We start from the raw sequence: 20,082 nt of genomic DNA on the forward strand, positions 1-20,082 counted from the left end.
CGGGTCAGCCCGCCTCTTCGCTGAGGACGCCCTCGTCCCGCGCGGGCGCCGCCGGTCTCCGCTGCTCGCGCAGCTTGTCCTGGAGGATCTGCAGGCCCTCCAGGCCGTCCACGGAGAGGGCGGCCAGCTCGTCCAGGGACATCAGCGGGTCGGCGCGCAGCGGCGGCCGCCAGCCGTGCTCCGCGTCGTGGCTGCGCAGCACCTTCGCCGGGACGCCGCCGATCACCGCGTGGTCGGGGAACTCGCCGCGCACCACGGCCCCGCCCGCGACCGCGACGTTCCGGCCGAGCCGGGTGCCGGGCAGGATGATCGCGCCGGTGCCGATCCAGCAGCCGTCGCCGATCACGACCGGGTTGTTCTCCGGCCACTGCCGTCCGATGGGGACGTCGAGGTCGCCATAAGTGTGGTTCTGGTCGGTGATGTAGACGTTCGGGCCGGTGAACACGTCGTCGCCGATCTCGATCGACTGGTGCCCGACGATGTGCGTGCCGCGGCCGAGCGAGCAACTCCCGCCGATCCGGACGATGACGTCCGGGCCGAGGTCGAGGCCGGGGACGAACCCGGCCGAGATCGTGACGTGCGTCCCGACCAGGGTGTGGTCGCCGATCGAGATCCACGGCTCGCCGTAGATCGCGCCGACCGGGAACGCGATGCACGCGCCCTCGCCGAGGTAGGCGAACCTGCGGCGGCCGGGCGTCTCCGGGGTGATCTCCCCGTGCCGCTGGATCCACTCCCAGGCGCGGTGGACGGCCCCGTGCACGCCCTGGCGGGCCCGCAGCCTGGCGCGGGCCGCGAGCGGCCGGCCGTCCGACCGGCCGAGCGGCCGGGACGGCCCGTTCGGCGACATGGCCCTCACCGTACCGGTAGGTAGCAAGCCCTGGACACGCCGGAGGGCCCGGCCTTTCCGACCGGGCCCTCCGGCGATCCGTCCGAAGACGGGGCTTCGATCCGTCCGAGGGCGGGGCTCAGTGCGGCGAGTGCACCTGGCCGTCGACGTCGGAGCCGGAGACCGTCATGGCGTCCGCCGAGGTGGCGTCGCCCGACCGGTCGCCGGAGCCGCCGGCCAGGTCGCGGAGCACACCGCGCCGGGTCGCGACCGCGCCGGCCACGCCGACGGCGGCGACCGTCCCCAGCATGGCCATGATCGCGCCACGTCCGGGACCGGACCGCTTCGGCGGCTCGACCCGGTGCGCGACACCGCTCAGGAACGTGCTCACCCGGGGGGCGAGCCCGGTCTCGACGTACCGGGCCGCCTGCCGGAGGCGCGGCGCGCTCCAGCCGCGGACCATCATCACCCGCTCACCCGCGGCGGGCCCGATCCGCTCCGCCGCCGAGGACGCGCCCTGACGGCACCGTTCGACGCCGACCCGGGCCGCCTCCTGGGCGCGGCCGAGCCCGCTCCGAACCTCCTCCTGCGGCTTACCGCGGAAACTGATCATTAGGGACACGCTAACCTCCCTGTTTGCGAGGTCCTGTCATGCAGCCTTCCCACGGACCGGGAGGTAAACCTTCGTGCGCGACCGTCCGACCGCACAGCGTGACGGGTTCGGGCATGACCGCGACCCCGCCGAGCAGGGCAAAGCGAGTACGGCAAGGCGAGTAGGGCAAGCGAGTACGACACAGCGAGTACGCACCAGAGAGCACGCAGACTCACGAGGAGGCGGCCAGCGTGGCCAACGAGATCTTCGCGACCCTGAACACGTCCCAGGGCAAGATCGTCGCCCAGCTCTACCCGGAGCAGGCGCCGGAGACGGTGGCGAACTTCGTCGAACTGGCGGAGGGCACCCGGACCTGGCACGATCCGCGGACCGGCCAGAAGTCCAACGAGCCGCTCTACAGCGGGACGATCTTCCACCGCGTGATCGACAAGTTCATGATCCAGGGCGGCGACCCGCTCGGCACCGGCACCGGCGGCCCCGGCTACGAGTTCAAGGACGAGTTCCACCCCGACCTGAAGTTCAACAAGCCCTACCTGCTGGCGATGGCCAACGCCGGGCCCGGGACGAACGGCTCCCAGTTCTTCATCACGCTGAGCGTCGGGCAGACCCAGCACCTCACCGGCCGCCACACCATCTTCGGCAAGGTCATCGAGGGCACGGACGTCGTCGACCGGATCGGCAAGGTCGAGACCGGACGCGGCGACCGCCCGAAGGACGACGTGGTCCTCCAGTCGGTGACGATCGAACGCCGCTAGTCGTTGCATACGGTGTAAGCCCAGACGGGTGACACAAGCCCGCGACGGCGAACCGCCGCACGGCACAACGGAGTTCCAGATGACCACAGAACACGGTCCCGCCCCCGAGACGTCGGTACCGACCTGCTACCGGCACCCGGGGCGGGAGACGTACGTGCGCTGCACGCGGTGCGACCGCTTCATCTGCCCGGAGTGCATGCGGGACGCGGCGGTCGGCCACCAGTGCGTGGAGTGCGTCCGGGCGGGCAACCAGGGCGTCCGCCGGGCCGTGCCCCGGACGGTGCTCGGCGCGCGGGGCTCGGCGTCCGCCGTGCCGGTCGTCACGTACACGCTGATCGGCGCGTGCGTGCTGGCCTACCTCGCCGAGCTGTCGTCGTGGCGGGTCGTCTGGGAGTTCATGATGCTGGGCCGCGGTGTCCTGCCGGACGGCGAGGTCGGCGGCGTCGCCGAGGGCGAGTGGTACCGGCTGGTCACCACGATGTTCCTGCACCAGCGCGGCGGCAGCTTCGGCGTCACCCACATCCTGTTCAACATGTGGGCGCTGTGGGCGATCGGGCCCGCGCTGGAGCAGGTGCTCGGACGGTGGCGCTTCCTCGCCCTGTACCTGCTGTCCGGCCTCGGCGGCTCGGTGCTGCTGTACCTGGTCGGCTCCCCGGCCGACTCGGCGGTCGGCGCGTCCGGCGCGATCTTCGGGCTGTTCGGCGCGTTCTTCGTGATCGGCCGCAAGTTCGGCGGGTCGGTCGGGCCGATCGTGGTGCTGCTGGTGATCAACCTGGTGATCACCTTCTCGGTGCCGAACATCTCCTGGCAGGGGCACGTCGGCGGGCTCGTCGTGGGCACGGCGCTCGCCGCCGCCTACGCGTACGCGCCGGCCGCGCGGCGGACGCTGTTCCACGTGGGCGCGCCACTGGTCACGCTCGCGCTGCTCGCCGCGCTCGTGCTCGTCAGGACGGCGGAGCTGAGCCCGTCCGTGTAGGCGCCGTGCAGGCACCGTCCAGCACCACGTCAAGCGACACGCGGACGCCGCCGCGCGCACACCCCCTCCGGGGTCACCGCGGCGGCGTCCTCGCCTGCCCGCCGCGGCCTGTGGAAAACCTGGGGAAAACCCGCCCGGGAGCCTCCCAGCCTGTGGATAACCCCGGCGTCAGCGCCAGCGGGTCGAGAGCACCACGCCGAGGATGATGGCGGCGAAGCCGATCCCCAGGTTCCAGTTGTGCAGGTCGGACATGAACGGCACGTCGGTGCCGGTGCTCGCCGTCACGTAGAAGACGGCGATCCAGATCAGGCCGATCAGCCACAGCCCCACCATGGTCGGCACCAGCCAGCGCGGGCTGACCTCCGGGGTCTTCGACTTCTGCGGGGGCGTGTAAACGGCCTTCTTGCGCACTTTGGACTTGGCCACGGTGGTCGGTCTCCTCGGACGGCCGGCGGCCGGAGCGCCGGTCCGCGCATGGGTGGTTTGTCGGTTAGCGTAGTCGCCGATGTGCAGCGTACGGCGTCCAGCGTGGCGAAGCATCATCCCAGTTCTCACGCTCCTCGCGGGAACCCTGTTCGCGGCGAGCGCGAGCACGGCCCGCGGCACGAGCCTGCGCGAGCAGGGCCGCACCCGGATGACCGAGCTCATCGCCGCCGAGCAGCGCCGCAGCCGCCAGGAGCGCGCCGAGTACCGGCGGCTCCGCCACGAGGTCGACGGTATATCGCGCGCGGCCGGACGTCACGACGCCCGCGTGAAGCGGGCCCAGGCCGAAGCGGACGCGCTCGCCGCCCGCGCCGGGTTCACCCCGCTCGCCGGGCCCGGCGTCCGCGTCTCGCTGGACGACGCGCCCCAGCACGGCGACCCGCCCCGCGGGGCCCGTCCGGACGACCTCGTCGTCCACCAGGCGGACGTGCAGGCCGTCGTCAACGCGCTGTGGGCGGGCGGCGCCCGCGGCCTCCAGATCATGGACCAGCGGGTCATCTCGACGAGCGCGGTCCGCTGCGTGGGCAATACGCTGATCCTCCAGGGCGTCGTGTACTCACCGCCGTTCCGGATCACCGCGGTCGGCGACCCGGGGCGGCTGCGCGCGGCGCTCGGCGCGTCCCACGAGATCGCCGTCTACCGGAAGTACGTCCGCGCGTACGGGCTCGGCTACGCGGTGCGGACCGTGGAGCGCGCCACCCTGCCGCCCTACACCGGCAACGTGACGATGAAGCACGCCACGGTGCCCCCCGGGCGGGCCCCCGAGCAGACCCCCGAGTAGAGAGGACGCGCGTTGCGGACGGTCATCCGTGGCATGGGCGAGCTGTGCATCACCGCCGGCCTGATCGTCATGCTCTTCGTGACGTACGAGCTGTGGGGCACCGGCCGCTACACCGAAGGCCAGCAGAACCGCCTCGGCGACGAGCTCATGAAGGACTGGCGCGCGTCCAAGGTCACCACCGAGCGGGTGAAGCTCGGCAAGGGCCTCGCGATGATCCGCATCCCCCGCTTCGGCAAGGACTACCACTACGTCGTCATCGAGGGCGTCGAGCGGAAGGACCTGCGCAAGGGCCCCGGCCACTATCCCGGCACGGCGCTGCCCGGCCAGGTCGGCAACTTCGTCGTCTCCGGCCACCGGACGACCTACTCCGCCCCGTTCAACCGCCTCGGCGAACTCCAGCGCGGCGACAAGATCCTCATCGACACGCGGGACGAGCAGTACACCTACACCGTCACCGACCGCAGGATCGTGAAGCCGTCCGCCGTGGAGGTGACGTCGCCCGTCCCGCTGCACCCGAACCGCAGGCCCACCAAGCGCATGATCACGCTGACCACCTGCCACCCGAAGTACTCCGCCGCCGAACGGATGATCATCTTCGGTGAGCTGGCGTCCGCGGTGCGGCGCGTGCAGAAACCGACTTAGGAGGCCCCGTGTACCTGTGGATCTGGCGCCGCCTGCCGGGCACGTGGCAGACCAAGGCGGCGACCGCGCTCGGCCTGGTCGTCGCGGTCGCGGTCGTCCTCTGGTACCTGGTGTTCCCGTGGGTGGAGCCCAAGGTCCAGTTCGACCACGGCGTGGTGGACGGCCCGACCCCCACCCAGTCGGCGAAGCCCTGATGACCGTGCGCGTCCTGGTCGTGGACAACCACGACAGCTTCGTTTACAACATCGTCCAGTACCTGCTGGAGCTCGGCGCCGACTGCCTGGTGAAGGACCGCTCGGACGTCACCGTCCAGGACGCCGAGACGACCGGCGGCGTGCTGCTGAGCCCCGGCCCCGGCCACCCCGCCGACGCGGGCGTCTGCCTGGACCTGGTCCGGGACGCCGACCGCCGCAGCACGCCCCTCCTCGGCGTCTGCCTGGGCCACCAGGTGATCGCCCACGCCTACGGCGCCACCGTGACCCGCGCGCCGGAGATCGTCCACGGCTCCACGAGCGAGATCGTCCACGACGACGAGGGCGTCTTCCGCGGCCTGCCCGCGAGCTTCCCCGCGACCCGCTACCACTCCCTGGCGGTGGACCCGGGGACCGTCCAGCCTCCGCTGGAGGTGACGGCCCGCACCCCCACCGGCGTGATCATGGGCCTACGCCACCGGACCCGCCCGATCGAGGGCGTCCAGTTCCACCCTGAGTCGGTCCTCTCCGCGCACGGCCACCGGCTCCTGAAGAACTGGCTCACATCCGTCCGAACCACCTAGCGGTCGGAGGCGTCTCAAGACAACAGAAGAGGGCTTCCGCCACTCGGGGGCAATGGCGGAAGCCCTCGATATGGTCTTCGTCACGACCCTCCGTGTCGTTACGGATTTCAACCGAAAATTTCTGAAGATCTCGGCTGATTTGGGAACTCGCAGGTCAGGGGACCGCCTGCGGAACCGAAAGGGCCCCGGATCTCCCTCGCGGGAGGCCGGGGCCCTTCGTCGTCCGTCGGTCAGCCGTTGCCGTTCGGGAACCCGGGGAGGCCGGGCGTCTCCGGCGGGCCCGTCGGGCCGGTGGGCGGGGCCGGCGCCTGCTGCGCCACGTAGATCGTCACGGTGTCGCCGGGGGCGACCGTGGCGTCCGGGGTCGGCTCCTGGTTGAACACGAAGCCGGGCGCGACCTGGCGGTCCGGCGGCGCGACGCCCTTCTTCACCTCGCAGCGCAGGCCGAGGCGCTGGAGCTTGCCGCAGGCGGCGCGCTGGCTGTTGTTGAACAGGTCCGGCACCTTGAGGTTGGCCGGGCCGTTCGACACGACGACCGTGACGCTGGCGCCCTTGTCGGCCTTCGTCCCGCCGGCCGGGTCGGTGTTGATCACGCTGAGCCGGGGGACGCTGTCGCTCGACTCGACCCGCTTCTCGACCTCGAAGCCGCGTTCCTCCAGCATGGCCTTGGCCGCGGTGTACGGCTTGCCGGTCACGTCCGGCACCTCGACCTGCGTCGGCGGCTTCTTGCCCTTCGAGACGAGCAGCGTGACCGTCGCGCCCTTCGCGGCGTTCGTGCCGGGACGCGGGTCGGAGCTGATCACGTAGCCCCGGCGCACGTCGTCGCTGTAGTCGGTCTTCGGCTCGCCGAGCTTGAAGCCGAGCTTGGTGAGCTGCCCGGACGCGTCGGTCTGCGACACGTTGACGATGCTCTGCGGGATGGCGACCTCGTCGGTGCCGCTCCCGCCGGTGCCGCTCATCTTCCAGCCGATGAGCGCCGCGCCGCCGATGAACAGGATGGCGAGCCCCACCCACAGCGCGGCCTTCTTCCCGGCGCCGCCGCGGCGCTCGGGATCGTCGTCGTACCGGACGGGCGGCAGCCCGTACCCGTCGTCCGGCCGGTGCACCTGGGTGCGGGCCGGTCCGCCGCCGGGATAGGCGCCCATGACCTGCGTGCCCTGCGGCGGCGCGCCCATCATCATCGTGGACGCGGCCGTCGACGCCACCGGCTGCCCCTGCAGCACGCGCTGGATCTCCTGCCGGAACTCCGTCGCGTTCTGGTAGCGGTTGTCGGCCTCCTTGGCCATCGCCTTCAGGACGATCGCGTCCGCCCACTGCGGGATCTGCGGATCGACCTGCGACGGCGGGACGGGCTCCTCCCGGACGTGCTGGTAGGCGATCGCGACCGGGGAGTCGCCGGTGAACGGCGGCTTGCCGGTGAGCAGCTCGTACAGCACGCAGCCGGCTGAGTAGATGTCGCTGCGGGCGTCGACCCGCTCGCCCCGCGCCTGCTCCGGCGACAGGTACTGCGCGGTGCCGATGACCTGCGCGGTCTGCGTCATGGTGGCGGCGGTGTCGGCCATGGCCCGGGCGATGCCGAAGTCCATGACCTTGACCTCGTGCTGCCGGGTCAGCATCACGTTGGCGGGCTTGATGTCGCGGTGGACGATGCCGCCGCGGTGGCTGTAGTCGAGGGCGCGCAGGATCCCGTCGGTGATCTCCAGGGCCTTCTCGGGCAGCAGCGCGCGGTTCTCGCGGAGGAGGTCGCGCAGCGTGCTCCCGTCCACGTACTCCATGACGATGTACGGGATCGAGGTGTCGCCGATCATGTCCTCGCCGGTGTCGTACACGGCGATGACCGAGGGGTGGTTCAACGACGCGGCGGACTGCGCCTCGCGCCGGAACCGGGCCTGGAACGTCGGGTCGCGGGCCAGGTCGGACCTGAGCGTCTTGACCGCGACGACGCGGTCCAACCGCAGGTCCCGGGCGCGGTAGACCTCGGCCATGCCGCCTCGCCCGATCACCGTATCGAGCTCGTAGCGGCCGCCGAGCAGCCGAGGTTGACTCATATGTGCACTTTCCCTCGTACGTCTACACCTTGTCCTCCGAACCTAGCTTCCCGTCCTGTGCGGAAGAGGGATCCGGGCTCGGAGTTGACGGAGTCGTGGAGGTCTCCGTCGGTGCGGGTGTTGGCTCTGGGGCAGGTGGCTCTGGGGCGGTGGGGGTCGCCCGGGGCGGAATCGTTGATGTCTCTCCTGTTGGGGACGTCCTCCGGGCCCCCCGCGTTGACGGACGGATCCTATGCGTCCGGTGCCGTGGCTTGACAGTCGGCCAGGGTGTGCGCGCCCGGTGCCGTGGGAGCCCGTCCGGGTGGACGGCCGGGTCGCCGACGTGCTGGTCACCGACCGGCCGCGTGGCGGGCGGGCCGGCCGGCGGGTCGCGCTCGTCGGCGCCGAGGCCCGCGAACGCGAACCCGCGCCACAGCGTCCCGATGACGATGGCGCAGGCCACCAGCAGGACGGCGGCGACCGACGTGTAGGCGAGCGCGCTGCGCCGTTGCCCGCGCGCCGGCCCCTTGGTGAGGCTATCCGCCGCGCCGGAGTCGTCAAATCCCGACAGAGAGGACGATCGGGTAACGATGGTGTCACCTGATCGGCGCTGCCGTCCGCCGTTCGCGGCGTCCACCCGCGCCTGCCGCCCGGTGCTCAGCGCCGCGCGGATCCCGAGCGCCCGGCGGACCACCTCGCCCGCGTCCGCCGGACGTCCCGCCGGATGCTTCGCCAGCATCTGCATGACCAGCTCGCGGGCGGCGCGCGGCACCCGACGGGGCAGCTCGGCGGGCGCGTCCCGGACGTGCTTGAGCGCCACCTCCACCGGCGTGGACCCGTCGAACGGCGGCGCGCCCGTCAGGCACTCGTACGCCACCACGCCCAGCGAGTAGAGGTCGGCCGCCGGGGACAGGTCGTGCCCCTGCGCCTGCTCCGGCGAGATGTAGTGGGCCGTCCCCATGACCATGCCCGTCGCGGTCTGCGACGCCGCCGCCAGCCGCCGCGCGATCCCGAAGTCGGTGATCTTGAGGGTGCCGTCCGGGGACACCATCAGGTTCGCGGGCTTCACGTCCCGGTGCACGACGCCCGCCTCGTGCGCCACCGTCAGCGCCCGCCCGGCCTGCACCATCAGGTCGAGGACGGCCTCCACCGGCAGCCCGCCGCCGCGCGCGAGGATCTCGTCCAGCGGCTCGCCGGGGACGAGCTCCATGACGAAGAACGTCCGGCCGTCCTGCTCGCCGAAGTCGTACGCCCGCGCGATCCCCGGATGCCGCAGCTCGGCCGCGAACCGCGCCTCCGCCGCGAACCGGCCCCGCGCCGACTGGTCGCCGCCGAGCTCGCGGCGCAGCAGCTTCACCGCGACCTCGTACCCGGCCGCCTCGTCGGACGCCCGCCAGACCTCGCCCATCCCGCCGATCGCCAGCCGCTCCAGCAGCCGGTACCGGTCGTTCAGGACGAGGCCCGGGCTCACTTCTTCAAGACCTCGGCCATGATCGTCGCCGCGACCGGGCCCGCGTTGGTCGCCCCGTCGCCCGAACCCTCGGTGACGACGGCGAAGGCGTACCGCGGGTTCTGCACCGGGCTGAACCCGACGAACCAGCGGGAGTTCGGGATGCCGGACGCCGGGTCCTGCTCGGCGGTGCCGGTCTTGCCCGCGATCTGCCTGCCCTGGAGGTTCTTCGCGGTGCCCTCGGAGACCACCGCGCGCATCATCTCCTGCATCTGCTCGGCGTGGTCGCCGCTCATCGCCTGCGCGAACTGCTTCGGCGACGCGCTGTACAGCTCGCTCTGGTCCTTCGCGCGGACCGTCTGCACGACGTACGGGCTCATGATCTTGCCGTCGTTGGCGACCGCGCAGGCGACCATCGCCATCTGCAGCGGCGTGGCGCGGACGTTCTCCTGCCCGATGCCGGACCGGGCCGTCCCGTCCTTGCCGGTCTCGATCTTGTTGCCCTTCGCGTCCGTCACCGACACCGGGACGGCGCTCGCGGCGGCGTACATGTCCGGCTCCATCTTGATCCGCTCGCCGAACCCGAACTTCGCCGAGCCGTCGTGCAACTGCTGGATGCCCATGTCGAGCGCCATCTTCGCGAACGAGGTGTTGCACGACTCGGCGAACGCGCCCTTCAGCGGCGCCGAGCCCGCGCAGCTCCCGCTGTCGTGCGAGTTCGGCAGCGGCCGCCCCGACTCCGGCAGGATGAGCTGACCCGTGTTGACCTGGCTGGAGATGTTCAGCCCGAGCCGCTCCATCGCCACCGCCGAGGTGACCGTCTTGAACGACGAGCCGGGCGGGAACGTCTGGCTGAGCGCGTTGTCGACCAGCGGCCTGATCACGCCGCTGCCCTTGTCCAGCTCCTCCAGCCGCTTCGCGCCCTTCTCACCGGTCTGCGGCGCGACCTCGTTCGGGTCGAACGACGGCCACGACGCCGCCACCTTGATCGCCCCGGTCTTGATGTCGATCACCACGGCGCCGCCGCGCCGGCCCGGCTGGGTCTTCTCCTTCAACGCCCGGTAGGCGGTGCGCTGCGCCTCCGGGTCGACCGTCAGCTCCAGGTTCGCGCCCTCGGCCTTCTTGCCGATGAACGTGTCGAACCAGCGCTGCTGGGTGATCCGCTTGTCCTTGCCGCCGAGCAGCGAGTTGTAGGCCCGCTCGACCTGCGTGGCGTTCCCGTTGAAGTACCCCGTGATCGGCGCGAAGATCGGCCCGTCGCCGGGCTTCGACCCGTACGTCCGGCCGTACTTCGGGTTGGGCTTGTGGGTCTCCTTCGACTCGACCAGCACCTCGCCGCCCGCGGAGATCTGGCCGCGCGGCGAGTTGAAGACGTCCGCGTACTGCCGGGCGTTGCGCGCGTCGGTGCGGAGGTCCTCCGCCTGGCTTCCCTGGACGTAGTTGACCTGTGCCATCAGCCCGAAGAACAGCAGCATCGCGAAGATCGCCACCCGCCGGACCGGCTTGTCCATGTTCATGAAGGGCAGCTCACCTCGTGCTCACGATCTGGGTCATGCCTTCGTCCTGGATCGCCTGCGGGGCGGGCTTGCGCGCGTCATGGCTCATCCGCACCAGGATCGCGATCAGAATCCAGTTGGCCATCAGCGACGAACCGCCCTGGGACAGGAACGGCGTCGTCAGGCCGGTGAGCGGGATGAGCCGCGTGACGCCCCCGACGATCACGAAGACCTGGAGGGCGAGGACGAACGACACACCGCCCGCGAACAGCTTGAGGAACGGATCTCGCGCCGCGATGGCGGTCTTCATCCCCCGTTGGACGATCAACGCGTAGGTCAGCAGCAGCACCATCAACCCGGTCAGGCCGAGTTCCTCACCCAGCGAGTCGAAGATGAAGTCGCTGAAGGACAGCGGCGTCCGCCAGGGTTCGCCCTGGCCGAGGCCGGTGCCGAGGACGCCGCCCTCCCCGAGCGAGAACAGCCCCTTCATGAGCTGCGCGCTGTCGGAGTACTCGCCGCCGAGCTCGCTGACGCAGGCGGTGAAGCCCGGCGACCCGTCGCCCTGCGCCTTGTACTTCTTGTAGATGGCGGTGTCGGGGTTGACCGGGATGACCTTGCCGTCGTCCATCAGGCAGCCGCCGTCGAAGTACGGCTTCGGGTTCTGCCAGATGTCGATGCGCTGGTTGACGTGCCCCATGAAGGGCAGCAGCGTCGCGATGAACACCCCGACCGCGAGCAGCCCGATGCCGATGAAGACCCACGACACGCGCTGCGTCGCGATGTAGAGCATCGACACGAACAGGCCGAAGAACAGCAGCGCGGTGCCGAGGTCCTTCTGCATGAACAGCACGCCCAGGCAGAGGAACCAGATCACCATGATCGGGCCGAGGTCGCGGGCCCGGGGCAGGCTGATCGGCCCGACCTTCTTCCCGATCAGCGACATCGCCTGCCGCTTGTTGACCAGGTAGCCCGCGAAGAACACGACCAGCAGCAGCTTGGTGAACTCGCCCGGCTGGACGGACAGCGGACCGAGGTGGATCCACACGCGGGCGCCGTTGATCTCCATCCCGATGCCGGGGACGATCGGCAGCAGCAGCAGGATCACGCCGGTGAGGCCGATCAGGTACGTGTAGCGCTGCGCGGTCTTCGGCGTGAAGGACAGCGGGGCGTCGGTCTTGTCGGTGTCCCGCATGAGCAGCACGGCGATGACGAACAGGCCGATGCCGACGAACGTCCACATCAGCTGGCCGGGCGCGTCGGCGGCGTCCTTGAGCAGCTTTTTGCCGGCCGCCTCGGCGATCTTGTGGTCCTTGCTCGTGTCCAGGTCGAGCCGGTAGATCATGGCCAGCCCGATGCCGTTCAGCGCGACCGCGAGCGGCAGCAGCAGCGGGTCGGCGTAGGGCGTGAACTTCGTCTGGACGAAGAACGCCGCGAACGCCAGCACGACCAGCCCGCCGCCGTAGACGAAGAGCCCGCCGGGGATCTTGCCGTCCCGCGCGAGCCCCACCTCGGCGAACGCCGACAGCGTCAGCACCATCGCGAAGATCAGCAGGGCCAGCGAGGCGGAGTTGCGCCGCTGGTAGGGCAGGTGCGCCCTGATCTGGTCCCCGATCGACTGCATCTAGGACTTCCCTCCCTCGGAGGGGCAGTCCCGGATCGCGGGGTCGCGCCGCTTGCACTGGTCGCGCCGCTGCGTCAGCTGCCGGAGGCGGTCGTCGGCCGCCGTGCGCCCGATGATGTTCGCCAGCTCGCCCTTCCGGATCGCCGTGGCGTCCGAGACGGGGAGTTCGGCGACCGGGAGGGGGGTGCCGACGGGCTTGCCCTCCACGCAGTTCTGCTGGCTCCGGCCGCGCACGATGGCGACCTTGCCGGACTCGTCGACCAGGCTGTACTTGCAGACCCGCTCGACCAGGAGGTTCCAGTCACGGGGGCCGTCGACGGTGTACGTCGCCTCGACCTGCCGCTGGAGGTTCTCGGGAAGGTCGTCGACCATGATCGGCTGGAGGCCCTTGGCGTCGGCCTTGCGGGACAGGTTGATGCCGAGGACGCCCTTCGGCGACCCGCGGAAGAGCACCGCCTGCTTGTTCTCCGCGCCGATGTAGTAGCCGTTCCGGACGTTCTGCACCAGCACGACCCCGCCCGCGACGAGGCCGACGACGACCACCCCGGCGACGACGACGAGCCAAGTCCAGCGGCGGCCGCCGCGGCGCGGCCCGCCCATCGGAGCCCCCTGCATCGCGCCCGCCGGCGGCGGACCGCCCCGCGGATCGCTCAGCGGGGCGGGGGCGGGCGGCGGCGGCATCTCGTCCACGGCGACCGGCGGCTGCGGCATCGTGTCGCGGAGTTGCGCGGCGCGTCCGGCGGGCGTGTCGGCGACCGTCGTGTTCGCGCCGGGCCCGCCGCCCGGCGGGTCCGGCGGCGCCGAGTTCGCCGCCGCGCCGACCGCCTGGCCGGGCCCGCCCGTCGGCGGCTGCCGCTCCATGTCGATCACGTCGGCGACGACGCAGGTGATGTTGTCCGGCCCGCCGCCGCGGTTCGCGAGGTCGATGAGCTGCCGCACGGCCTGGTCGGGCTCGTCCACGTCGGTCAGCACCTGGAAGATCGTCTCGGCGGTGACGACGCCGGACAGGCCGTCCGAGCACAGCAGGTACCGGTCGCCGACCTGCGCCTCGCGCAGCGACAGGTCGGGGTCGACCTCGCCGCGGCCGTCGAGCGCGCGCAGCAGCAGGGAACGCTGGGGGTGCGACGCCGCCTCGTCGGGGCTGATCCGGCCCTCGTCGACGAGCGACTGCACCAGCGTGTGGTCGTGCGTGATCTGGAAGAGGCTGCCGTCGCGCAGGAGATAGGCGCGCGAGTCGCCGATGTGGACGAGCGCGACCTGGTTGCCCGCCCACAGCATCGCGGTGAGGGTCGTCCCCATGCCCTGGAGGGCGGGATCGGACTCGACGATGCGGTGCAGGTTGTCGTTCGCCGCCTTGACCGTGTGCTCCAGCGCGGCCAGCAGCTCCGTCGCGGGAAGGTCCTTGTCGAGGGCGCGGAGCGCCTCTATGGCCGCCGCGCTGGCGATCTCGCCGCCGACGTGCCCGCCCATCCCGTCGGCCACCGCGAGCAGGTGCGCGCCCGCGTACGCCGAGTCCTCGTTGCCCTCGCGCAGCATGCCGACGTCGGAGCGCGCGGCGTAGCGGATTCCCAGGGTCATTTGCGCAGCTCGATCACGGTCTTGCCGATACGGACCGGGACCCCCGGCGGCACCGGCATCGGCTGGCTCACCTTCGTGCGGCCGAGATACGTCCCATTGGTCGAGCCGAGATCTTCCACGATCCACTGACCGTCCTGCGCGTAAATTCGGGCATGCCGGCTCGAAGCGTAGTCGTCGGTCACCACGAGCGTGGCGTCATTCGCCCGACCGATGGTGATAGGGACGCCGGTGAGATCTATGACGGTGCCGGCCCGTTCGCCCTGCACCACCACCAGCTTCGTCGGGGCGCCGTGTTGGGCGCTGCGGGGCTGCCGCTGCGGCTTCGGCTGCTGCTGCCGCGGCTTCGGGGGACGGGGCTGGGACGCCCGGTTGGCCGCCCTCGTCGCGGCCTTGGAACCGAACAGGTCGGCCCTGATCACTCCGACGGCCGCGATGACGAACAGCCAGAGGACCGCGAGGAACGCCAGCTTGATCAGCGTGAGGGTGAATTCGGACATCGGAGTCGGGGTTACTCCCTATCGCGGCGGAACACAAGGGTGGTCCGGCCCATCGTGACGCGGGAGCCGTCGACCAGCGTGACCCGCCTGATCGGCTGCCCGTTCACGAACGAGCCGTTGGTCGACCCTAGATCCACGAGAGCGATTTCGGGACCTTCTACGCGGATCTCGGCATGGTGCCGGGACACGCCAGGATCGACCAGTCGCAGGTCGCAGTCCGTGCCGCGACCGAGCAGGGTCACCGGCGTATTGATCTCATAGGTGCGCTGGGTCGCGTCCGCCCCCTCCACCGCCGTGGTCACCAGCAGCCGCGGATGCCCGCCGAACACGCCCCCGCGGCCCCCCCGCGGAACGTCGCTCACCGGCTGCCGGATCTCCCCGCCCTCGACGGTCGAACCCCGGATCACCCCGGACCGGATGCGGAACATGCCCGTGGCGAGATCGCCTGCGTTCTCGAACCGAACGCGCACCGGACCGACGAAGGAGTACCCCTGTTCCTTCGCGTACTCGCGCGCCAGGTTCGCCAGCTCCTGGCTCAGGCTGTCGGCGTACACCTGCAGCCGCTGCCCGTCCTGCTGAGAGATCTCGACGACGAAGTCGTTCGGAACGAGCGTGCGGCCCTGTGCCACGATCGCCGCCCGATCGTCCATCTCGCGCTGCACAGCACTGGCCACCTCGACCGGCTGCAGCTCCGACTTGAAGGCACGGGCGAAGGCTCCTTCGACCATGCCCTCCAGCCGTCGCTCGAAGCGCTGAATGACGCCCACGGGCACCTCCCTTCCCCACTGGTAGACGATCGTATCGGTGCGAAGGTTCGCTCGGAGTATCTGGATACCTAACCACTGCTAGGACCGTGCTAGCCTTTTCAGCGACCCGAAACGGGTCGACACCCACGGGCGGGTGGCGGAACGGCAGACGCGCACGGTTCAGGTCCGTGTGTCCGAAAGGATGTGAGGGTTCAAATCCCTCCTCGCCCACGATGGAGTTGGGAGTGGTATACCCGCGGAGAGCGCGGGTGGCCACTCCCTCTTTCTGTTTGTCTGGGGGGCGACCCCCAGACCCCCGATGTGGGGGGCTCCGCCCCCCACGCCCCCCTGCCGGTTGCGGTTCCTGCTCATCTGCGGGTCATCGGTGCTTCTCTGCGTTCCTGCCGGTGCGGTCAGTTCCTCCGTGCGGGTGCGGTTCGTGCGCCTCTTCCGGTCGTGGGTGGTGCGCTTGTTGCGTCCGCTGATGATTGCGGGTGTGCGTCCTCCTGGTTGTGGGTGGTGTGTCGCTGACAGTGCGGGTGGTGCTTCCCCAGCGGGTGCGGTTCTTGCGTTCCTGGTGGTTGCGGTTGGTGCTTGCCTGGGGTTGCGGTCGTCTTAATCGTGTGGGCAGGCGTTTTGCTCGGATTCGCGGGCCCAGGCTTGGGAGCGGTTCGCGGGTGGACGGTCAGTCGGTGATGTCTACGCCGTAGTTGCGGGCCAGTTCGGCCAGGTCGTGGTCGTAGCCTTGGCCGATCGCGCGTAGGCGCCAGGACGGGCCTCGGCGGTAGATCTCGGCCAGGAGCATGGTGCGTTCGGTGGTGCCCGCGTCGAGGGTCGCCTGTGCCAGCGGCGCCTCGCTGGCGATGGTGATCTCGATCGCGCCTACCGCGCCGAAGGTCATGGTGCCGTCGATGGCGGCGGCGATGACCACCTTGTGCACCGCTGGGGAGAGGTTCGCCGCGTCGATGATGATCGACTGTTCGGCTGGGCCGTCCGCGGACAGGGTGATGGTTCCGTCGGGTGTTTCGGGCGCGCCGTAGAACACGAAGTCGTCGTCACAGGAGACCTGTTCGTCTGCGTCCAGGGCGAAGGCTACGACGTCGATCTCGCAGGTCGTCTGGTAGGCCCACGTCGCGGCTACGGTCCACGGGGTTGTGTGGGAGGTGGCGAGGTCGGTCGCGCCGCCGCGTGGCAGGACGGGGATTGCGGGCTGCTTCGGTTCCACTCTGATGCCGCCAGGGGGTGGGGATGTGCTCAGCGTCCGCAGCCAATTCTCGTCGTGGACGGGCAGGCCGAGGGAGTGGACCCGGCTCATGCGCCGGTCGGTCTCTCCGCCTGGGAGGACGACGACGTCGGTGACGCTGCCGGAGAGGTTGACCGCGGCGGAGCCGCCGAGTTCGGTGACGCGGACTCGTGTGGCTGCGGCGTGGTGATGTGCGCCGCCCAGGACGAGTACGCGCCGTCCGGTCAAGCCTTTGACGGGTGGTGCGAAGTGGTGTGCTCGGGATTCCGCTGGCGGGGTGGGGGTTGGGGAATTGTGTGGCGTGCCGGGGCGTACGTTCTGGAGTAAGCGCAGGAACGTGGGCTCGTCGATGATGGGGATGCCCTCGGCGGTGGCACGTTCGGCCTTGGCGGTGGGAGCGTCTGGGTCGTTGGTCACCAGCGCGCTGGTGTGGCGGCTGACCGTGGACATCATGTTCAGCCCGGTCGCCGCCGCCTTGGCTGTCAGGTCGGTGCGGGGTGTTCGGGTGTCGCCGGTGATCGCGACCTTCATTCCCTGGACGAGTGGGCCGCCGGCGGCGAGGCGGCCGGGGTTGCGGTAGGCGCAGGGGATCTTGGGGGCACGGGCCGGGCGGCGGGGGCGGACGGCGGTCTGCCTGGGCGGGCACGGCACTAACGGCAGGCTGAGGCCGAGCCGGGCCGCGGCTGTCAGCGAGCCGTGCAGCACTCCCGCCAGGACGCGGGTGTCGTCCACCGCGTCGTGCGCCTTGGTCTGGACGACGCCGTAGTGCGCCGCCAGCGTCCCCAACCGCATGTTGGGTGTGGGCGGGGACAGGCGGCGGTTGAGGGCGAGGGTGCACAACCGCTGGTCGACCGGCAGGTGCAGTCCGGCACGGGCGAACTCGTGCGCCAGGAAGTCGTAGTCGAAGCGCGCGTTGTGGGCGACCATCACGCGGCCTTGGAGCAGGGCGGCGACCTGAGGGCCGACCTGCTCGAAGCTGGGTGAGCCGACGAGACGTTCCCTGGTCAGCCCGTGGACGTGAACGGGGCCGGGGTCACAGCCGGGGTTCAGCAGGGAGGAGAACTGGCCTGTCACCCGTCCGTCGGCGTTGATCGTCATCAGGGCGATGGACAGTATGCGGTGCTCGGAAGGCCGGAAACCGGAGGTCTCCACATCGACCAAGGCCCAGTCGGAGGGGTAACCCAGCATGGAAGGCGTGTGTCCAAACGGTCACTGGCGTGTGTCTGAGCACCGAATGCTAACCATGTGATTCGGCCCGCAGCCAGATCGCAGAGTTGCCCCTTCTGGCCATCGATCCTGCGGTTTTCCAGGGTGGCGGGGAGGGACGGCGTGGGCGGGTCCGATTGGGGCGGCTCGGTCGTGGACGGCGGTCAGGGTGCGGTGGCCGGTCGCTGTGCCGGGGCGTTGTGCGAGTACCTGCGGGTGCCGTTGTCCTTCGCCGTCGCCGGGAGCCTGACGACGCCGTGAGCGGTCGCGGCTGGAGCGTTGCCGTTTCCATGGCGACGGCTCCTGATCAGGGCGAGGCCGCCGCTGGGGGGCGGCGGCCTCTGCTGGCGATACGTCCGGCTGGGTCAGTGGGTGCAGGCCGGCATGTGGTACGCCTGCACCCATCCGAAGCGGCCTGCGTTGGAGGAGTAGCCGTAGACCCACTGCTTGGGGCCGTAGGGTCGGCCGTCCTGGCGGCGGCAGTGCTTGCGGGTGATGCGGAAGGTCCAGCCTGCGTCGACGCCGCCGATCGCGTACTTGTTGGCTCCGTTGCGCAGGGTGCCCGGGGTCGTGACCGTCACGTGCCCGCGCAGCGGCTTGGCGGGGGGCGTGATGTCCACGACGGTGACGCTGTTGTTGCCGCGAGTGGCGTGTCGGTCGGGCAGCGCGGGGGCGTAGCCGTTCGGGTCGGGACGGTCGGTCAGGTCACGCGGCGACTGTACCCGTGGGAACTTGCGCGCGACCGGGTCGACGAGGCACTTGGTGTTGATCCAGCCCCACCACGGCGCGGCGCCCGCCTTCTGCCGCTGCGGGTCGCGGACCATGGCGTAGCCGGCCGCCGTGTAGCGGACTCCGACCTCCTTGGAGGACGTTGAGGGACCGGCGGGCCAGCTCGCGTCCTTGCGGTGCTTGCTGGGGTGGTTGAAGAAGACCTTGCAGTCCCTCTTGACCAGGGTGCTGTTGGTGTAGTGGACCTTGGGCTTGGCCGCCGCGGCGGCGGGCGTCGGCGCCGCCGGGGACGCCGACGCCGCGGCGGCCCCGCCCATCGCGAGTGCGAGCGCGAGCATGAGTCCGGTTCCGGCCTTGACCGCGAAACGGCCGAGGCGCACAGGGGCAATGATCATTGTGAAGAAATCCTCTGTTCGGTGTTCCGGCGCCCTCACCGGCGCCCGGTGAGCAAAGATTGGCAGAAGCGCGGAGGCGGTACGCGCCTTACCGGGAGTGGGAATTCCCATCCCAGAGGCCACCTCTCTGACCTGCTGTTTCCCACCGAACCCGATGCAGAGGGGATGACGAGAAATGACGGGGACACACTCATCGGACTCGGCCGATGGCGAGCGACGCGAAAGGTTGATGCGGCAACTGGTCGAGCGGACCGGGAAAAGGACCCTGGTGACGCAGGCGAACGCGCTCCATGTGTCGAAGTCCGCGTTGGGGCGATATTTGCAGGGGCGGCCGATATCAGCGGCGAACCTGGAGGCAATGGTCGCCGCGGCCGACGAGCAGGGGCTCTGGCGGCCGGGCGAGCGGGACGAGTTCCTCGCCGCCTACGAGAGGACCCCAACGGACCAGGGCGGACCGGCGGACAACGATCAGGACACACCCGACACCGTTTCCGAATCCGACGATCCGGCGCTCGCAAGCTCTGGGAAACCCGAGGTGCGCGACCAGGATCAGGCCGCCGACGCGAACCGGCCAGGTGAAGAGCCCGACGTCACGCGCCCGCCTCGGACGTCGCAACCTGCGAAGACGCCGGAGGCTCAGACGCGACGGGGAGCCGTCCTTGTGGGCTTAGCCTCGATCATCGCGGCCCTGGTCACCGCATTGGTCGTCACGGCGGTGTTCCTGCACAGCGCTCGATCGTCGCCGGGAACCGCCGCGCCGGGCCACCGCGAATCGTCCACCACTCTCGGCGCCCCCAGCCCGTCCTCCGCGACTTCCTCCCGTGGGCCTTCGCCCACGCCTTCGCCGCCGCGGACGTCCATTCCCGCTCTTCATGGATCTGGAGAGGAGCCGTCGAATTTCTCACCGCGCCGGCGGCCGAGGTCTCCGGCGTCTCCCGACCGTCCCGCCCCGACCGCCGACTGCAGACCGAACCAATACGAGGTCAAGGAGGTCGGCGACGTCCTCAACGAAACAGGTGACGTGATCGGACGAGTGGTCCGCGGTGACGTCTTCTTCCGGGAGATGCCAGCGAAACACGATCCGCGCCGCTACCGCTACTACGGCACCGTCCCCACTCGAAACATCTCCGGATATGTGATGGAGGAAAAACTCGAACCCTCCTGCGCCTGATCTCAGGCGCAACGCGCTACGCCATGGCGGGGGGAGGCGTCAATCGGTCCTGTGGGTGATCTTGCGCAGAGG

The 20,082-nt window shown here is 70.4% G+C and carries 20 protein-coding genes and 1 tRNA gene; 9 read left to right on the forward strand and 12 right to left on the reverse strand.

Features of this window, described 5'->3' with window-relative positions:
* Positions 1 to 4: 4 nt before the first annotated feature.
* Together FXF68_RS07985 and FXF68_RS07990 are read right to left on the reverse strand one after the other, a co-directional pair.
* Positions 5 to 847: an acyltransferase gene (locus FXF68_RS07985; protein ID WP_148758326.1), complete on the reverse strand. Its 843-nt coding sequence runs from the start codon at positions 845 to 847 to the stop codon at positions 5 to 7.
* A gap of 118 nt (positions 848 to 965) precedes the next feature.
* Positions 966 to 1,439: a hypothetical protein gene (locus tag FXF68_RS07990; protein WP_148758327.1), complete on the reverse strand. Its 474-nt coding sequence runs from the start codon at positions 1,437 to 1,439 to the stop codon at positions 966 to 968.
* A 230-nt stretch (positions 1,440 to 1,669) separates the two neighbouring features.
* Between FXF68_RS07990 and FXF68_RS07995 the strand changes: the two genes are divergently transcribed.
* Both FXF68_RS07995 and FXF68_RS08000 read left to right on the forward strand, forming a co-directional pair.
* Positions 1,670 to 2,194 carry a peptidylprolyl isomerase gene (locus tag FXF68_RS07995; RefSeq protein ID WP_148758328.1) on the forward strand — a complete coding sequence of 175 codons (525 nt, stop codon included), beginning with the start codon at positions 1,670 to 1,672 and terminating at the stop codon, positions 2,192 to 2,194.
* 79 nt (positions 2,195 to 2,273) lie between these two features.
* Positions 2,274 to 3,170 (forward strand): rhomboid family intramembrane serine protease, encoded by an 897-nt coding sequence (locus tag FXF68_RS08000; RefSeq protein WP_148758329.1) that lies wholly within the window; start codon positions 2,274 to 2,276, stop codon positions 3,168 to 3,170.
* A 168-nt stretch (positions 3,171 to 3,338) separates the two neighbouring features.
* Here FXF68_RS08000 and FXF68_RS08005 read toward each other — a convergent pair whose 3' ends face one another.
* Positions 3,339 to 3,596, reverse strand: coding sequence for a cell division protein CrgA (locus tag FXF68_RS08005; protein WP_148758330.1), 258 nt, complete (start codon positions 3,594 to 3,596; stop codon positions 3,339 to 3,341).
* A 79-nt stretch (positions 3,597 to 3,675) separates the two neighbouring features.
* On the opposite strand from FXF68_RS08005, the gene FXF68_RS08010 reads away from it, so the two are divergent.
* From FXF68_RS08010 to FXF68_RS08025, 4 genes are read left to right on the forward strand one after another with little or no spacing between them, the layout of a single operon-like run.
* The gene (locus FXF68_RS08010) at positions 3,676 to 4,434 is read left to right on the forward strand and encodes a DUF881 domain-containing protein (protein ID WP_148758331.1); all 759 of its coding nucleotides are present in this window, start codon (positions 3,676 to 3,678) and stop codon (positions 4,432 to 4,434) included.
* A gap of 12 nt (positions 4,435 to 4,446) precedes the next feature.
* Complete coding sequence (locus tag FXF68_RS08015) at positions 4,447 to 5,076, forward strand: class E sortase (RefSeq protein ID WP_246178490.1); 630 nt, start codon at positions 4,447 to 4,449, stop codon at positions 5,074 to 5,076.
* Between the two features lie 8 nt (positions 5,077 to 5,084).
* Positions 5,085 to 5,270: a hypothetical protein gene (locus tag FXF68_RS08020; RefSeq protein ID WP_148758332.1), complete on the forward strand. Its 186-nt coding sequence runs from the start codon at positions 5,085 to 5,087 to the stop codon at positions 5,268 to 5,270.
* Positions 5,270 to 5,851, forward strand: coding sequence for an anthranilate synthase component II (locus FXF68_RS08025; RefSeq protein ID WP_148758333.1), 582 nt, complete (start codon positions 5,270 to 5,272; stop codon positions 5,849 to 5,851). The genes FXF68_RS08020 and FXF68_RS08025 overlap by 1 nt, the downstream gene beginning before the upstream one ends.
* Positions 5,852 to 6,081: 230 nt before the next feature.
* Here the strand turns inward: FXF68_RS08025 and pknB are convergent, their stop codons facing one another.
* The 7 genes from pknB to FXF68_RS08060 are packed head-to-tail and all read right to left on the reverse strand — an operon-like array spanning position 6,082 to position 15,287.
* Complete coding sequence (gene pknB, locus FXF68_RS08030; protein WP_148758334.1) at positions 6,082 to 7,899, reverse strand: Stk1 family PASTA domain-containing Ser/Thr kinase; 1,818 nt, start codon at positions 7,897 to 7,899, stop codon at positions 6,082 to 6,084.
* Positions 7,900 to 7,921: 22 nt separating this feature from the next.
* A complete protein-coding gene (locus FXF68_RS08035; RefSeq protein WP_148758335.1) occupies positions 7,922 to 9,349 on the reverse strand; it encodes a serine/threonine-protein kinase in 1,428 nt (475 codons plus the stop codon).
* Positions 9,346 to 10,845, reverse strand: coding sequence for a peptidoglycan D,D-transpeptidase FtsI family protein (locus tag FXF68_RS08040; protein ID WP_148758336.1), 1,500 nt, complete (start codon positions 10,843 to 10,845; stop codon positions 9,346 to 9,348). The genes FXF68_RS08035 and FXF68_RS08040 overlap by 4 nt, the downstream gene beginning before the upstream one ends.
* Before the next feature lie 10 nt (positions 10,846 to 10,855).
* Positions 10,856 to 12,445: an FtsW/RodA/SpoVE family cell cycle protein gene (locus FXF68_RS08045; protein ID WP_148758337.1), complete on the reverse strand. Its 1,590-nt coding sequence runs from the start codon at positions 12,443 to 12,445 to the stop codon at positions 10,856 to 10,858.
* Positions 12,446 to 14,023 (reverse strand): Stp1/IreP family PP2C-type Ser/Thr phosphatase, encoded by a 1,578-nt coding sequence (locus tag FXF68_RS08050; protein ID WP_148758338.1) that lies wholly within the window; start codon positions 14,021 to 14,023, stop codon positions 12,446 to 12,448. It lies immediately after the preceding gene.
* Complete coding sequence (locus tag FXF68_RS08055) at positions 14,020 to 14,520, reverse strand: FHA domain-containing protein FhaB/FipA (RefSeq protein WP_148758339.1); 501 nt, start codon at positions 14,518 to 14,520, stop codon at positions 14,020 to 14,022. The genes FXF68_RS08050 and FXF68_RS08055 overlap by 4 nt, the downstream gene beginning before the upstream one ends.
* An 11-nt stretch (positions 14,521 to 14,531) precedes the next feature.
* Positions 14,532 to 15,287: an FHA domain-containing protein gene (locus FXF68_RS08060; protein WP_067905231.1), complete on the reverse strand. Its 756-nt coding sequence runs from the start codon at positions 15,285 to 15,287 to the stop codon at positions 14,532 to 14,534.
* A gap of 127 nt (positions 15,288 to 15,414) precedes the next feature.
* On the opposite strand from FXF68_RS08060, the gene FXF68_RS08065 reads away from it, so the two are divergent.
* Positions 15,415 to 15,497, forward strand: a tRNA-Leu gene (locus FXF68_RS08065).
* A gap of 454 nt (positions 15,498 to 15,951) precedes the next feature.
* On the opposite strand, the gene FXF68_RS08070 is transcribed toward FXF68_RS08065, so the two are convergent.
* Positions 15,952 to 17,697, reverse strand: coding sequence for a DEDDh family exonuclease (locus FXF68_RS08070; protein ID WP_148758340.1), 1,746 nt, complete (start codon positions 17,695 to 17,697; stop codon positions 15,952 to 15,954).
* A gap of 141 nt (positions 17,698 to 17,838) precedes the next feature.
* Here FXF68_RS08070 and FXF68_RS42185 point away from each other — a divergent pair, with 141 nt between their 5' ends.
* Positions 17,839 to 17,976, forward strand: a complete 138-nt coding sequence (locus tag FXF68_RS42185; protein WP_187437804.1) for a hypothetical protein — start codon at positions 17,839 to 17,841, stop codon at positions 17,974 to 17,976.
* Between the two features lie 104 nt (positions 17,977 to 18,080).
* Here the strand turns inward: FXF68_RS42185 and FXF68_RS08075 are convergent, their stop codons facing one another.
* Complete coding sequence (locus tag FXF68_RS08075; RefSeq protein WP_148758341.1) at positions 18,081 to 18,839, reverse strand: hypothetical protein; 759 nt, start codon at positions 18,837 to 18,839, stop codon at positions 18,081 to 18,083.
* Between the two features lie 229 nt (positions 18,840 to 19,068).
* Between FXF68_RS08075 and FXF68_RS08080 the strand changes: the two genes are divergently transcribed.
* Complete coding sequence (locus FXF68_RS08080; protein WP_187437805.1) at positions 19,069 to 20,010, forward strand: hypothetical protein; 942 nt, start codon at positions 19,069 to 19,071, stop codon at positions 20,008 to 20,010.
* Positions 20,011 to 20,082 lie beyond the last annotated feature (72 nt).

The organism is Actinomadura decatromicini, from assembly GCF_008121305.1.
GTDB classification, from domain to species: domain Bacteria; phylum Actinomycetota; class Actinomycetes; order Streptosporangiales; family Streptosporangiaceae; genus Spirillospora; species Spirillospora syzygii.

What these genes read in the sequence shown, in the direction of transcription:
- FXF68_RS08055 (WP_148758339.1), bottom strand. Translation starts at nt 14,520, where the DNA reads ATGTCCGAATTCACCCTCACGCTGATCAAGCTGGCGTTCCTCGCGGTC.
- FXF68_RS08010 (WP_148758331.1), top strand. Translation starts at nt 3,676, where the DNA reads ATGTGCAGCGTACGGCGTCCAGCGTGGCGAAGCATCATCCCAGTTCTC.
- FXF68_RS08045 (WP_148758337.1), bottom strand. Translation starts at nt 12,445, where the DNA reads ATGCAGTCGATCGGGGACCAGATCAGGGCGCACCTGCCCTACCAGCGG.
- FXF68_RS08080 (WP_187437805.1), top strand. Translation starts at nt 19,069, where the DNA reads ATGCGGCAACTGGTCGAGCGGACCGGGAAAAGGACCCTGGTGACGCAG.
- FXF68_RS08070 (WP_148758340.1), bottom strand. Translation starts at nt 17,697, where the DNA reads ATGCTGGGTTACCCCTCCGACTGGGCCTTGGTCGATGTGGAGACCTCC.
- FXF68_RS08040 (WP_148758336.1), bottom strand. Translation starts at nt 10,845, where the DNA reads ATGAACATGGACAAGCCGGTCCGGCGGGTGGCGATCTTCGCGATGCTG.
- FXF68_RS08025 (WP_148758333.1), top strand. Translation starts at nt 5,270, where the DNA reads ATGACCGTGCGCGTCCTGGTCGTGGACAACCACGACAGCTTCGTTTAC.
- FXF68_RS07985 (WP_148758326.1), bottom strand. Translation starts at nt 847, where the DNA reads ATGTCGCCGAACGGGCCGTCCCGGCCGCTCGGCCGGTCGGACGGCCGG.
- FXF68_RS08050 (WP_148758338.1), bottom strand. Translation starts at nt 14,023, where the DNA reads ATGACCCTGGGAATCCGCTACGCCGCGCGCTCCGACGTCGGCATGCTG.
- FXF68_RS08075 (WP_148758341.1), bottom strand. Translation starts at nt 18,839, where the DNA reads ATGATCATTGCCCCTGTGCGCCTCGGCCGTTTCGCGGTCAAGGCCGGA.
- FXF68_RS07990 (WP_148758327.1), bottom strand. Translation starts at nt 1,439, where the DNA reads ATGATCAGTTTCCGCGGTAAGCCGCAGGAGGAGGTTCGGAGCGGGCTC.
- FXF68_RS08000 (WP_148758329.1), top strand. Translation starts at nt 2,274, where the DNA reads ATGACCACAGAACACGGTCCCGCCCCCGAGACGTCGGTACCGACCTGC.
- pknB (WP_148758334.1), bottom strand. Translation starts at nt 7,899, where the DNA reads ATGAGTCAACCTCGGCTGCTCGGCGGCCGCTACGAGCTCGATACGGTG.